General features: G+C 37.0%; 15 protein-coding genes. 2 read left to right on the top strand and 13 right to left on the bottom strand.

Going from position 1 to position 12,854, the window contains the following annotated elements:
• Positions 1-136 precede the first annotated feature (136 nt).
• The 3 genes from lepA to gpr all read right to left on the bottom strand — a co-directional run bounded on the left by lepA (position 137) and on the right by gpr (position 3,941).
• Positions 137-1,966 (bottom strand): translation elongation factor 4, encoded by a 1,830-nt coding sequence (gene lepA, locus Q0371_RS08945; RefSeq protein ID WP_169358050.1) that lies wholly within the window; start codon positions 1,964-1,966, stop codon positions 137-139.
• A gap of 61 nt (positions 1,967-2,027) precedes the next feature.
• Positions 2,028-2,876 (bottom strand): stage II sporulation protein P, encoded by an 849-nt coding sequence (spoIIP, locus tag Q0371_RS08940; RefSeq protein ID WP_298470424.1) that lies wholly within the window; start codon positions 2,874-2,876, stop codon positions 2,028-2,030.
• A 54-nt stretch (positions 2,877-2,930) separates the two neighbouring features.
• Positions 2,931-3,941, bottom strand: coding sequence for a GPR endopeptidase (gene gpr, locus Q0371_RS08935; protein ID WP_298470421.1), 1,011 nt, complete (start codon positions 3,939-3,941; stop codon positions 2,931-2,933).
• Positions 3,942-4,100: 159 nt separating this feature from the next.
• On the opposite strand from gpr, the gene rpsT reads away from it, so the two are divergent.
• Positions 4,101-4,349, top strand: coding sequence for a 30S ribosomal protein S20 (rpsT, locus tag Q0371_RS08930; RefSeq protein ID WP_169358047.1), 249 nt, complete (start codon positions 4,101-4,103; stop codon positions 4,347-4,349).
• Positions 4,350-4,543: 194 nt separating this feature from the next.
• Here rpsT and holA read toward each other — a convergent pair whose 3' ends face one another.
• Positions 4,544-5,548 carry a DNA polymerase III subunit delta gene (gene holA / locus Q0371_RS08925; protein WP_298470419.1) on the bottom strand — a complete coding sequence of 335 codons (1,005 nt, stop codon included), beginning with the start codon at positions 5,546-5,548 and terminating at the stop codon, positions 4,544-4,546.
• A gap of 154 nt (positions 5,549-5,702) precedes the next feature.
• On the opposite strand from holA, the gene Q0371_RS08920 reads away from it, so the two are divergent.
• Entirely contained in the window at positions 5,703-5,837 is a 135-nt protein-coding gene (locus tag Q0371_RS08920; protein ID WP_169358045.1) for a YqzM family protein, read from the top strand.
• A gap of 50 nt (positions 5,838-5,887) precedes the next feature.
• Here the strand turns inward: Q0371_RS08920 and Q0371_RS08915 are convergent, their stop codons facing one another.
• The 9 genes from Q0371_RS08915 to aroE form a co-directional block, all read right to left on the bottom strand.
• Positions 5,888-8,038: a DNA internalization-related competence protein ComEC/Rec2 gene (locus Q0371_RS08915; RefSeq protein WP_298470416.1), complete on the bottom strand. Its 2,151-nt coding sequence runs from the start codon at positions 8,036-8,038 to the stop codon at positions 5,888-5,890.
• Positions 8,039-8,151: 113 nt separating this feature from the next.
• A complete protein-coding gene (locus Q0371_RS08910) occupies positions 8,152-8,733 on the bottom strand; it encodes a ComE operon protein 2 (RefSeq protein WP_169358043.1) in 582 nt (193 codons plus the stop codon).
• Positions 8,734-8,801: 68 nt separating this feature from the next.
• Positions 8,802-9,422, bottom strand: a complete 621-nt coding sequence (locus tag Q0371_RS08905) for a helix-hairpin-helix domain-containing protein (RefSeq protein ID WP_298470415.1) — start codon at positions 9,420-9,422, stop codon at positions 8,802-8,804.
• A gap of 79 nt (positions 9,423-9,501) precedes the next feature.
• Positions 9,502-10,242 (bottom strand): class I SAM-dependent methyltransferase, encoded by a 741-nt coding sequence (locus Q0371_RS08900; RefSeq protein WP_298470412.1) that lies wholly within the window; start codon positions 10,240-10,242, stop codon positions 9,502-9,504.
• Positions 10,242-10,595 (bottom strand): ribosome silencing factor, encoded by a 354-nt coding sequence (gene rsfS / locus Q0371_RS08895; protein ID WP_169358040.1) that lies wholly within the window; start codon positions 10,593-10,595, stop codon positions 10,242-10,244. Before rsfS ends, Q0371_RS08900 begins: the two co-directional genes overlap by 1 nt.
• Complete coding sequence (gene yqeK, locus Q0371_RS08890; RefSeq protein ID WP_169358039.1) at positions 10,592-11,167, bottom strand: bis(5'-nucleosyl)-tetraphosphatase (symmetrical) YqeK; 576 nt, start codon at positions 11,165-11,167, stop codon at positions 10,592-10,594. The genes rsfS and yqeK overlap by 4 nt, the downstream gene beginning before the upstream one ends.
• Positions 11,157-11,729, bottom strand: coding sequence for a nicotinate-nucleotide adenylyltransferase (locus Q0371_RS08885; protein ID WP_298470408.1), 573 nt, complete (start codon positions 11,727-11,729; stop codon positions 11,157-11,159). The genes yqeK and Q0371_RS08885 overlap by 11 nt, the downstream gene beginning before the upstream one ends.
• Positions 11,726-12,031: a ribosome assembly RNA-binding protein YhbY gene (gene yhbY / locus Q0371_RS08880; RefSeq protein WP_169358037.1), complete on the bottom strand. Its 306-nt coding sequence runs from the start codon at positions 12,029-12,031 to the stop codon at positions 11,726-11,728. The genes Q0371_RS08885 and yhbY overlap by 4 nt, the downstream gene beginning before the upstream one ends.
• Position 12,032: 1 nt before the next feature.
• A complete protein-coding gene (aroE, locus tag Q0371_RS08875; RefSeq protein WP_298470406.1) occupies positions 12,033-12,848 on the bottom strand; it encodes a shikimate dehydrogenase in 816 nt (271 codons plus the stop codon).
• Positions 12,849-12,854 lie beyond the last annotated feature (6 nt).

Below are 12,854 nucleotides of genomic sequence, written 5' to 3'. Positions count from 1 at the left end.
GAGCTTTTATCCATTTGACCCCGAGGGGCAAGGCGGTGGAGCTAGACATCAATTTCTCAATAGGTCCGAGTTTTATAATTTCCTAAACAAATAAAAGCCATGGAGGGTTTAAAAACCTCTCCATGGCAAACTAATATTATTTATTCGGCTCATCCATTTTAAGGACTGCCATAAACGCTTCTTGAGGTACTTCTACAGAACCTACTTGCTTCATACGTTTTTTACCTTCTTTTTGCTTTTCAAGAAGTTTACGTTTACGTGAGATATCTCCCCCGTAACATTTAGCTAAAACGTTTTTACCCATGGATTTAATCGTAGATCGAGCAATAATTTTTTGTCCGACTGCTGCTTGAACTGGTACTTCAAACTGCTGTCTCGGAATTAGTGCTTTCAGCTTCTCAACAATCAGCTTCCCGCGCTCGTATGCAAAATCTCTGTGCACGATAAAGCTTAAAGCATCTACTTTTTCCCCGTTCAATAAAATATCCATTTTTTGTAGCTTAGATTCCTTGTAACCGATAAGTTCGTAGTCAAAAGAAGCATAACCTTTAGTGCTGGATTTTAATGAATCAAAGAAATCATAGACTATCTCGGATAGTGGAATTTCATAGATAATATTTACACGAGCAGAAGATAAATAATCCATTGTGATGAAGTTACCACGCTTACGTTGGCAAAGCTCCATAACAGATCCTACATAATCCTCTGGAACCATAATAGAGGCTTTAACATAAGGCTCCTCTATTGCGTCTACCTTTTGAACGTCTGGCATCATAGAAGGATTATCAACCTTTAAAGTTTCTCCACTAGTCAGCTTTACATTATAGATAACACTTGGTGCTGTCGTTATAAGATCAATTTTAAATTCACGCTCGATACGTTCTTGAATGATCTCCATATGGAGCAATCCAAGGAAGCCACAGCGATACCCAAAACCTAGCGCTTGGGAAGATTCTGGTTCAAACTCTAGTGCAGAGTCATTTAGCTGTAGTTTTTCTAATGCGTCTCGAAGGTCATTATATTTAGAGTTATCAATTGGGTACAATCCACAGAACACCATTGGATTCATCTTACGGTAACCCGCTAATGCCACTTGTGCTGGATTATTCGCCAAAGTAATAGTATCCCCAACACTCGAATCGCCAACATCCTTCATAGACGCTGTTAAGAAACCAACATCTCCAACAGTCAATTCGTCACGTTGAGTAGTTCTAGGTGTGAAGACCCCTGTTTCTACAACATCAAATTCTTTGCCCGAGGACATCATTTTAATGCGGTCTCCAGGTTTTACGGTTCCTTGCATAATTCGAATATAAACAATTACACCACGGTATGGATCAAATAATGAGTCAAAAATCAATGCTTCTAAAGGTGCTTCTGGATCACCAGTTGGCGCAGGGACTTTTTCCACGATTTGCTCTAAAATTTCTTCTATACCAATACCAGCTTTTGCTGATGCATGAACAGCTTCTGAAGCATCTAAACCAATTACTTCTTCCACTTCTTTTTTTACACGTTCAGGATCAGCTGCAGGTAAATCAATTTTATTGATAACTGGTAAAATCTCTAAATCGTTATCTAATGCAAGATAAACGTTAGCTAACGTTTGTGCTTCAATTCCTTGTGCAGCATCTACAACTAAAATAGCACCTTCACAGGCTGCTAAGCTTCTAGACACCTCATAAGTAAAATCGACATGTCCAGGGGTATCGATCAAATGGAAAATATATTCTTCTCCATCTTGTGCCAAATACTTTAGCTGAACTGCATTTAATTTAATTGTAATTCCACGTTCTCTTTCAAGATCCATAGAGTCTAACAATTGGTCTTTCATTTCTCTAGATGTTAACGTCTTTGTTTTTTCTAAAATACGGTCAGCAAGCGTTGACTTCCCATGATCTATATGGGCGATTATAGAAAAGTTTCGTATCTTTTTCTGTCGTGCCAGTCTCTCTTCATTATTCATGCTTGTTCACTCCTAATTAAACTATTATGAATTATAGCAGTGAACAAGCGATACATCAATGTTAGGATGCATTTTGTTGATCAAAAACATTTGAAACTGCTTTTGCTAAGATTGCAATTGTCCTATTTAGTTCGACTTCTGTACTGTCAATGCCACCTAATTCAATAAGTATGGTGTTTTTATTTAGGTCTTGATTGTAGACTCCATCTACACCTTTTCCAGTTTTCAAGAAAACGCCTCTTGAGATACCTGGGACTATTGTATTCATTTGTTCCGATAGTTTGTTAGCTAGTTGCTCGTTCCATTTATAGTTTGCATGCTCGCCACCTACAACAAGCATGATTTTTGCATAGCTCTCTTCTCCAACTTTTAACGTAGTCACTTTTGCTTTTGCAGAGTCTCGGTGAATGTCTAGTACAATATCATAATTGTTTTGAGATAAAGCTTTCTGGACTAGAGGTCTAACCGAGTGATAATCTTTTGTGCCATGTGGATTATCGCTTGTTAGAAAATCCGTTTCTACATTATGAAAAGCAAACTGAGCAGTAATTTGCTCTTGAAAATTAGTAATATTTTTTTCTGGATGATAGATTTCAATCTTTTCTCCGCTGGCAGCTAATATTGGTTTAAAAGCTTCTTGCCAATGGGTAAAGTACACGAAAGCTTTTCGTGGCGGTTGCAAAATCTCTGCTACCGGATCGGCTTCAGCTTCCGTTTCGGTTTCGGTCTCAGTTACCGGCGGTGTTTCAATTTGTGCCGCATAAACAACCGGGATATCCTCTTTTTTCTTTTCTACTGCTTTTTCCATTGTTGCGTCCATGCTTAGAGGTGTTTGGACTGTTGCAATAATAATAGGCGCCAAAAATAAGAGTAATAAGATTGTAGTTAGCTTCTTTAACGTATTAGTCATAGGTTCCACTCTCCTCACACAATCGTATGAGGAGAGAAGGATTTTTAGAACGACCTATTTACTTACAAGCCAGGTTTCAATACCCGTAGAAAGCATGTAAGCATACTGTTCCACCCATAAATCTGTTTCCTTTGGCGTAACAAATAAAGATGGATTTTTTCCAACAAATACTTCCTCAAATAATTTTCTTTTTTCATCAGTTGACCAGCCAACCCATTCCCCAAAAATAGGCTGAAGGACTTTTTTATCAATGTTCGTCTTATTAGAAACCATAGGAGTAACTGCTAAGGCAGAGGAAGGCTTCCCTTTTTCCTCTACACGTGCTGCCACATGATGAATGACCTGCTCAACAGCGTCTGCATATAACACAGGTCCATCTACCACCATAGGTATACCAATTGCAGTAACCGGCACATTATATACCTCTTTAGAAATTTCCTTACGCTGGTTGCCTACTCCTGACCCTGGATGAATGCCTGTATTAGTTATTTGGATTGTCTTACATAAACGTTCGCTATTCCTTGCAGCAAGGGCATCCATCACTATAATTAAATCAGGTTGAAATGCTTCGCTAATCGCACTAACAAAATCGCTTGTTTCGAAACCTGTCTGACCAGTAACACCCGGGGCATACATAACTACCTTTACTCGTTCATTATTGGTCAAGGATGAATTTTGAAGATACTCGATTGCCTTGGGACCAATTGCATCAGGAGTAATAGTTGCATTTCCAAGACCAATGATTAATATTTTAGATTGATCCGTGAGTTTAATATCTTGATGCATATGCCGAAGATGGTCGATAAAGGCTCTGGCAATATTCTCAAAGCTCTTCTCATCATCTGGACTTAAGGTTAGATCGGTCAAGGTAATATATTTCCCTTGTTTTTTACCTATTTGTTTCTCCCCTTCTGCATCCACTTCGATCGATGTAACCAATACGGCTCCATTCCTTGATTCCTCAAATTTTATACCTTTTGATTTTGCCAATGTATCTTTTTGATTTTCCGAACGGTGCTTTACCATTTCATCCGATTCATCGATTAAATCAGTTCTTCCCCACATAATTATCACCTCTTAAATAGTTTGTTCAAAGTGTCAAGTAAATATTCTTTGCATTTATATATTGCAATTTGTTTTTTCGTTTGTTAAAATAATGCTTGTTGTATAAATTCAGTTACCAACAAAATGTATCATCTCAGACCTTACTAGGAGGTGAAAGGTATGCCAAACATTAAATCTGCAATCAAACGTGTTAAGAAAAATGAGACTTTAAACACTCAAAATGCAAAGGCAAAATCAGCTATGCGTACTGCTGTCAAAAAAGCTGACACTGCTGCACTTAATAACGATGAAAACGCAAAAGAACTTATTAAAACTGCGATTCAACAAGTTGAAAAAGCAGCTTCTAAAGGTTTAATTCATAAAAACGCAGCTTCTCGTAAGAAAGCTCAATTAATGAAAAAAGCGTAAATAAAAAAGACTGTTCCGATGTCAAACTCGGTCAGTCTTTATTTTTTTTCATTAAATCATATTTTCTAAGAAGTTTCAGGAATAGAAAAAAGAGCTTGGAGAACTATTTCCAAGCTCTCTATTATTTTTCTCTTAAAATAATTCCTTATACTCCCCTGTCGAACTCACAAGTTAATCTTTCAAACCAGATGCCATTATTTTAATAAAAATAATTCAAGAATACGGTCTCTATTTGTATTCAATGACTTTAACTGCAAATCTACTGTAGCCAAGTCATTTAATGTATTTAAGAGCTTTTCCTCTTGATGTAACAGTGGATTGTCGAATAGCAGTTTCACTCTGTAAGGGTGCACTTTTAATTGAGACGCAATTTGTTGCGCATGATAGCCTTTTTTCTTTAGATGACTCACCTGAATCATTAATCGCACTTGAGAAGCGATCAAGGCATTTAGCTTCAAAGGATCTTCCTTACGCTTAAGTAAATCATGATAAATCGCCATTGCCTCACTTTTTCGTCCTGATAAATAAGCGTTCCCTAATGTGAAGACGTCCTCCTCTAGCGTTCTGACAAGTAAAGATTTGACGGTATCTGCATCAATCTCATTCTCTTCTCCGATATATGTCGAAATTTTAGCGATTTCTGTTCTTAGGTGAACTAAATTTGTTCCCCCACTTTCAATTAGTCGTTCAATGCCTTCATCTGTAATCGTTTTTCCTTCATTTGAAACTTCATGCAACACCCAGCTTTTTAAGTCATGAATTTGTAGACCCGCAGCTTCAATCACATTTGCTGTTTGCTTTATAGCTTTAGTTATCTTTTTGCGTTCATCCAGCTTTTCATAAGGTGCTACAAACACAACAATGGCAGTAGAAGAAGGATCTTTAAGCCAACTTTCTAGTAGAGCTGTATCGTGAACAATTTTTTCTTTGCCTTTTTCCGAGGCTTTTAAGAAAAATGCATTTTTTGCGATTATTAACTTTTTCTCAGAGAAAAAAGGAAGTGTGTCTGCCTCGTAAATGACATGTTCAATATTTTTTTCCTCTAAATCGAAGTAAATGACTTCTGCTTCTTCATCTTCTTCGAGTTTATTCTTTAATTTTTTTATTGTTTCTTCGATAAAATATGCTTCCGTGCCATATAATAAATAGACGTTTGATATTTTACCGTTAGAGATTTGCATCCATTTTTCTGAAATCATTTTGAATCTCCTTGCTCATCATTAGTATATTTATTATAACGCAATTGTAGTGAAAACTTTGTGACATTATGTATTTATAGCGAAAAAGAAAAGTTTGTGTGTAGATTTTTTTTGCGCTATCCTATATAATTATGTGGAAATAGGAGGGGTAACAATGAATGAGTTTGAACAAAATGTACAGTCGAAGCGTAATGACGCTATCGATTCTGGCGTAGGTTTTGTAGTCTCCTTTGGATTTTTTACAATCATGTTTGTAATTGCAGTAGTTATTGAGTTTCTTGCTCGATAATTCATGAGAAGGGTTTTGTCTAGTATATAGACAAGACCCTTTTCTCTATTCTAATGTGGAAAAATAGTTACTTCCCCTTTTTTCGTTATTATAACCTCAATAGACCCATCCTTCCCTGTTTGAAAATAGGGTATGTCCAATTTGTTAAGACGCTCTACAACTTCAGGGTGCGGATGTCCATAACGGTTATTCAACCCGGCCGAAACTATGGCAAATTTAGGATTAGCTTTCTCCAAAAAAAGCTGCGTACTAGAAGTTTTACTTCCATGGTGGCCCAGCTTAAGTATGGTTTGTCCCTCAATCTGCTTGGAATACTCTGTAGCTAACACTCGCTCTCCTTTGCTCTCCAAATCTCCTATAAACAACCCCTTAAAATATGCATTTTCCATAGACAGCACTAAAGAATCATCATTTCCTTCATAGTTTACATCCTTTGGATATAAATAAATAAGCTGATAATAGGACGACTCAATCACTTCTCCCGCCCCTTTCTCAAAAACTGAGATTCTTTGCTTATTAATTTCTTCTCTTAAATCTTTCATAGCATCTTCCTCATAAGAACCTGGAGTAATATGTACTTCCTCAACTTTTATCTCTTGAAGAATTTCCTCTGCTCCCTCCATATGGTCTGCATCGGCGTGAGATAAAATCATCACGTCAATTTTACTGATACCTCTCCCTTTTAAAAAAGGGACTACGACTTGTCTACCAACCTCATACACATTTTCGTTTTCCATCCATTCTTCCTGATCAAATCTTAATAAACCACCAGCATCAATTAAAATAACCTTCTCCCTTTTCGGCATTTCGATAAGAATAGAGTCCCCTTGACCTACGTTTAAATAAGTTATTCTAGTTTTAGTATCAAAATAGGGAGATAAATGGAGTATAACGATTGGTACAAAAAGAATGCAGAGTGATAGAAAAACTTTAGATTTGTTCTCTACTAAAATGAAAAAAGTAAAGATACTTATATAAGCCATCACGACTAACCACAGCTCAGGCTGTCCAGGATTCCACATTTGAAATGGCAATGCACCTAAAAAAATGATGAAATCATCTAGCCAAATTCGTAGTGGCTCATAGATTCGAAAGATAATATTGCTGATTATGGGAGTAAGAAAAGTCAACGGGAGCATAAAAATATTAATTGGTAGTATAACAAATGAAAATAGAGGAACAAACAAAAGGTTGGCTAAAAAAGAAGAAAGAGAAATCTCATAAAATTGATAGATTAAGAGAGGGTATACCATCAGCTGACAAATAGCTGTAATAAGAAAGGACTGAGCTAAAGGATTATTGCTTAATCTTAACAAGCTTGAGGAAAATATAAGTGAAAATGCAGCTAAGTAGGATAATTGGAAGCCTGTTTGATAAACAACCCAAGGAGAGGAAAACAAAAATAAAATGAAACTTAAAGAAAATGCATCTGATATGATTAACTTATTTTTTATTAGACTACTGATCAACAAAATTTCTGTTACAGATACAGCTCTCCACACCGAGGGAGCTCCTCCTGCAATAAGTCCGTATAAGGGTAATGCTAAAATTAGAAGCCAATTTGCGGTTTCTCTTCTCACACCTAGACGCACCATTACTTCATAGAGCAGCATAACTACTAATGCCACATGTAAACCAGAGATTGCAAATAAGTGAGTGATACCTAGGGTCAGATATGCATCCTGAAGATCTAGAGGCATACTTTCTCTGCTCCCTATTAGTAAAGCCTCTGCTTCTGCTTGGAGGCTTGCTGGAAAAGTAAGTTGGATATGCTGCTTTAGTATGAAGCGTTGTTTAGCCATATAAGTACTAAATCCAGTCTTCAGAGTTAACATTTTATATTCTTCAACGGTTATTTGACCAATAGCTCCATGACTCTTTATATACTTTTCTATGTCAAAAGCATATTTATGAGAAGTTGGTCTTTCTATAGCCTTTTCTACCTTAACTTGTAACTCCATACCAGTTAAAGAGTTATTAGAAAAGTAGTCTTTATCGTCTTCGTTTAATATTTTTAGCTGAACATACCACTTTTGGTTTGTATCTGAAGTAGCAAAGCCTCTTATAAATCTCCCATTAATACGATAGTTATCCGTCCAAGTAATCGTTTTTACGTCGTTATGTTCGACCTTTTCTGGATTAATATGATCTACATAAAAAAAAGTAAAGAAGCCTATAGAAATAATAGTAATAGTTAACATTAACGAAATTTGCCTATAAATAAACCAACAGAATAATAGCACGAACAAGATTAGTAGCCTTGTCGATTCAAATGCTGCTAGAGTAGCAAGTAAAATGGACAAGGCTACATATATTACATTACCTTGGATTCCTCCAAACCGAATAATTCTGCCACCTTCCTCTCATAAGGCAGAAGTTCCTCCTCACTTGCTCCCTTGTCCCTTAGCTTCGTTATAAGCTCCATATAAAGGGTTACCTTCTCGTCACTAAGGAAATCAATTTTACGCTCGTCAAAGGGCACGTGAATGGTCTCTACGCCTGCTTTGTTCAGTAATTCTATTGCATAGGAATTATTTTTATAGTCTTGCGCATAGTACAATCTTGCAATACCAGCTTGAATGATTGATTTCGTACAAGGTAAGCATGGGAAATGGGTCACATATAAGTCTGCTCCACCGACTGTAATACCATATTTTGCACATTGTAAAAGTGCATTCATCTCAGCGTGCACCGTTCTAACACAATGGTTATCAACTACATAACATCCATCATCGATACAATGCTCCCCACCCGATATGGACCCATTATATCCTCCAGCCATGATTCTTCTATCCCTTACAATGGTAGCTCCAACTGCTAAACGCGTACATGTGCTTCTTAGTGCTAATAAGTGGCTTTGTGCCATGAAAAATTGATCCCATGTAATTCTCTCCATATTAAATACCCCCTAAATAATACTTCTTTTAGTTTAAATCTTTCATGGATAAACTTCAATCAAGCCTATTATTTAACAGTGATATAAGTTTCAAGCTTTTCAAAAGTCTTTTGACCGATTCCAGTAACCTCCATTAAATCCTGAACAGATTTAAAACCACCATTTTCCTCTCTATAAGAAATAATGGCTTCAGCTTTTGCCGGACCTATTCCTGGTAAAGAGGTCAAGCCTTGTATATCTGCTTTATTAATGTTGATCAGCTGATCTTTTGATGAACTGGTAGCGGAATTAGCAGGGGTTACAACCTCTTCACCAACTAAAGGGACATAAATTATCATCTCATCTTCTACTTTTTGAGCATGATTAATTGTTTTACTATCACCTTCAGGCAAATACCCACCCGCTAGTTCTATAGCAGTTAACACCCGATCACCATTTTCGAGTTCATAGACTCCTGGATTTTGGACAGCTCCTTTAACTTCTATAAATATGGAGTTATCTTCTTCAATGTTTATTGTTTCTACAGTTTCTTGTAAGTTTGTATCGTCTAAAAGGGAGGGTTGTATTAGTTCAGCCGAGGGGACAGCTGAAAAAAATTGCTTTTGAAGAAATAGAAACACTAGGAGAGTTAATACTCCAATAGGGAGTATCAGCTTTTTAAGCTTACTAGATTTAATCTTGGGGATCATGCATCAGCCTCTTTTCTTAAAGAGGTAAATGATATGGAGATGTACAAAATATACCAAATTTACCTCTTCTTGAAAAGAGTTATTTCACTGCACGTATAAAATATCTTTCAATTTCATCGGTGGGCTGTTCGTCAAAAATATTTGTTTCCGTATATACTTGCGAAAATCCTACACGCTCTAAAAGTTTTATATAAACTTCAAGAGGAAAACTTCTTTGATAATGGGATTCCTCAAATCTTTCGTAATAGCCTGATGCAGCATCACGGACGAAGAAAGTAATATCGTGGTAAATAGAATGTTCTTCTTCTCCTTGCTCCGTGTTCCATATATAAGCTACCTGCTCATCTTCATATGTAAATGGTCCATCAGGAAATATATGATTCATTTTATATTCCGAATGAATGTCAAAGAATAACTGACCTTCTTCATTCAATGTAGAATAGACCTGTAGAAAGGTTTGTTCTACCTCTTCTAAAGTTTCCAGATAGTTTAATGAATCTATCGCTATCACTGCAACGTCTACATCGGAAACACCATCTATATCGGTCATAGACTGGCACACAAACGTTATATCTGTATTCTGCTCGGTGCTTCTATTTTGGGCAACTGTCAGCATTGACTCAGATAAATCAATGCCGATCACTTCATACCCAGCTTTTGCAAAGCTGACACTTAGTACACCTGTGCCACAGCCTATGTCCATTAAACGTTTATTTTTCAAAATAGGTGCTTTAGCCAGCACCCATTCTGCATATTTATCATATGGTATATCTGACATCAACGAATCGTAGATGAAGGCGAACTGGTCGTAAGTAGACATTATGCGTCATGTCCTACTTCAATCATTGGAGCATCGCCCCATAGACGTTCTAGGTTATAATAAGAGCGCTCATCTTTATGGAATACATGTGCTACCACATCTCCCATATCAACTAATATCCAACGAGCCTCATCGAAGCCTTCCATACGTTTTACATTGAATCCAGCTTTATCTGCTTGTTCAAACAGTTCCTTTGCAATCGCTTGAACTTGACGATCTGAGTTAGCGTGACAAATTAGAAAGTAATCCGCAAGTAAAGATACGCCTTGCATATTTAAAATTACAATATCCTCCGCTCTTTTGTCGTCTGCCGCTTTATAAGCTATTTCTACTAATGATTTGTTTGAAGTCATTCTTTCACTTTTCCTCTCTTTTGTATCAAGTCATTATAACAATGAAATGAATCCGGAAAAACCGGCTGTCTTTTTTTGATCAAAAATGTCATGCTGTGCTGGACGCAACTAAGCATCCCTTCTTCTAAATCTTGATTTGCAATTTCCCTTAATACTTCTACTCCAGGGAAACTTCTACTAGGTTCAATCATATCTGCAATATAGACGATTTTTTCTAAGTTAGACATCCCTGCCCGGCCCGTCGTATGATACTGAATAGCATTAAGAATATCCGCGTCTTCAATATTAAACTCCTGCCTTGCTACATAGCTTCCCACAGGAGCATGCCATAATTCATGATGAAAATTTAAAAGCATCGGGTCCATTTGCTCTGAGATAATTATTTCTTTCAGCCAGGACTTTTCTGCATATTTTACACTGTCATGTAATATGCCAGCAATTTCAGCTTTTTCTATATCCTCACCGTATTTAGCTGCAAGCTGTGTAGCTGTCTCGGCTACACCTCTCGTATGGATAAAACGGCGCTCCGGCATTCTGTCTTTCATTTGAAGAAGCATAGATTCAAATTTCATACAGATTCTCCTTTTGAATGTATTCTCTAACCTGAGCAGGAATTAGAAATCTTGTTGTTTCTCCATTCTTCAGTCGTTCCCGTATGACAGTAGAAGAAATATCGATTTGGGGAATATCTAAGGTAATAATAGGATATGCAGACACGATAGAGGTATTTGGTCTTGCAACACCAACCAAACGCACTAATTTTAAAAGATCGTCAATACGGTGCCAGTTAGATAAATACTCTACCTGGTCTCCGCCAATAATGAAATAAAATTCGGTGTCTGCTTCTTGTTCTGTTAATATTTGCATCGTATCAACAGTATATGAGGTTCCCCCTCGAATAAGCTCAATCGTTTCAATAGCCATATATGGCACCTGTTCAATAGCAAGCTTTAGCATTTCTAATCGCTGTTCGGAAGTCACTCTTGTATCCTTTGATTTATGTGGAGGAATAGCATTCGGCATCAGTCTTACTTCATCTAAATGAAGTGCATGAAACACTTCATTTGCAATGATTAAGTGGCCAATATGTGGAGGGTTAAAAGTCCCCCCCAATATCCCTACTTTTTTTGTCATGCACGATTCACTTTTGGAAGCTCAATTCGTTTGTTGTTTTTAGACTGCTTGTACAAAACAACCGTTAAACCGATTAACTGGACAAGCTCTGCTCTAGTGCCTTTTGCAAGTGCTTCTGCCACCTCGTGCTTTTCATCCTCACAGTTTTGTAAAATACTGATTTTGATCAATTCACGTACTTCCAACGCTTCGCTAATTTGCTTAGTCATTGCATCGTTAACGCCACCCTTACCTACTTGAAATATTGGTGACAAATGGTGAGCTTGACTACGTAAAAATCTTTTTTGTTTACCTGTTAACATATTATCCTCCTAATTGCTCTGTCAATCGTTGAATCATATTATCTGTATTCGGATAACTTCCGTTCCAATATGAAAAAGCTAAGGCACCTTGATGTACAAGCATACCTAAACCGTTAATTGTTCGAACATTGTACTTTTCTGCTTCCTCTAAAAAAGGGGTAACTAAAGGATTATATACAATATCAGCAACAATTGTATACTCTTTAATACCTTTTAGTTGAATAGGAAGCTCTTTACTATTACTTTTCATACCAAGAGGAGTTGTTTGAACAACCACATCAAACGATTGTAATTGTTCCTCTGCCTCTAGGTATGTAATTGCTTGACCAAATTGAAGCTCATCTACAAGTTTTTTTGCATTTTCTAATGTACGATTTGCAACGGATAGATTTTTATATCCAAGCTGCTTAAAAGCAAATATAATTCCTCTAGCTGCCCCGCCTGCACCGAGCATCAATATATTATTGGAATGGTCAGTTTCTCCAAGCGAACGGATAAACCCTAATCCATCCGTATTATAGCCCACGAATTCCCCTTCATCTGTTTTGACGACTGTATTTACAGCCCCAATTTTGGCAGCTGATTCATCCAGACGGTCCAAAAAAGGAATGATGGCTTCTTTATACGGGACCGTTACATTCCATCCACTACACCCCAGAAGCTTTAAACCTTCGATAGCGTCCTTGAGCTTCCCTTCCTTCACATGAATAGGAATGTAGCTTGCATTGATATTTTGCTCCTGTAGCCAAGCATCATGCATATAAGGCGATAAAGAATGGGCAATTGGATTACCTATGACTGCAAACCATTTTTTCAAACTTAC

It is taken from the genome of uncultured Psychrobacillus sp. (assembly GCF_938022135.1).
In the GTDB taxonomy this organism is placed as follows: domain Bacteria; phylum Bacillota; class Bacilli; order Bacillales_A; family Planococcaceae; genus Psychrobacillus.
The sequence above is the reverse complement of the archived record's forward strand: the minus strand, read 5'-3'. Positions and strand labels throughout refer to the sequence as shown.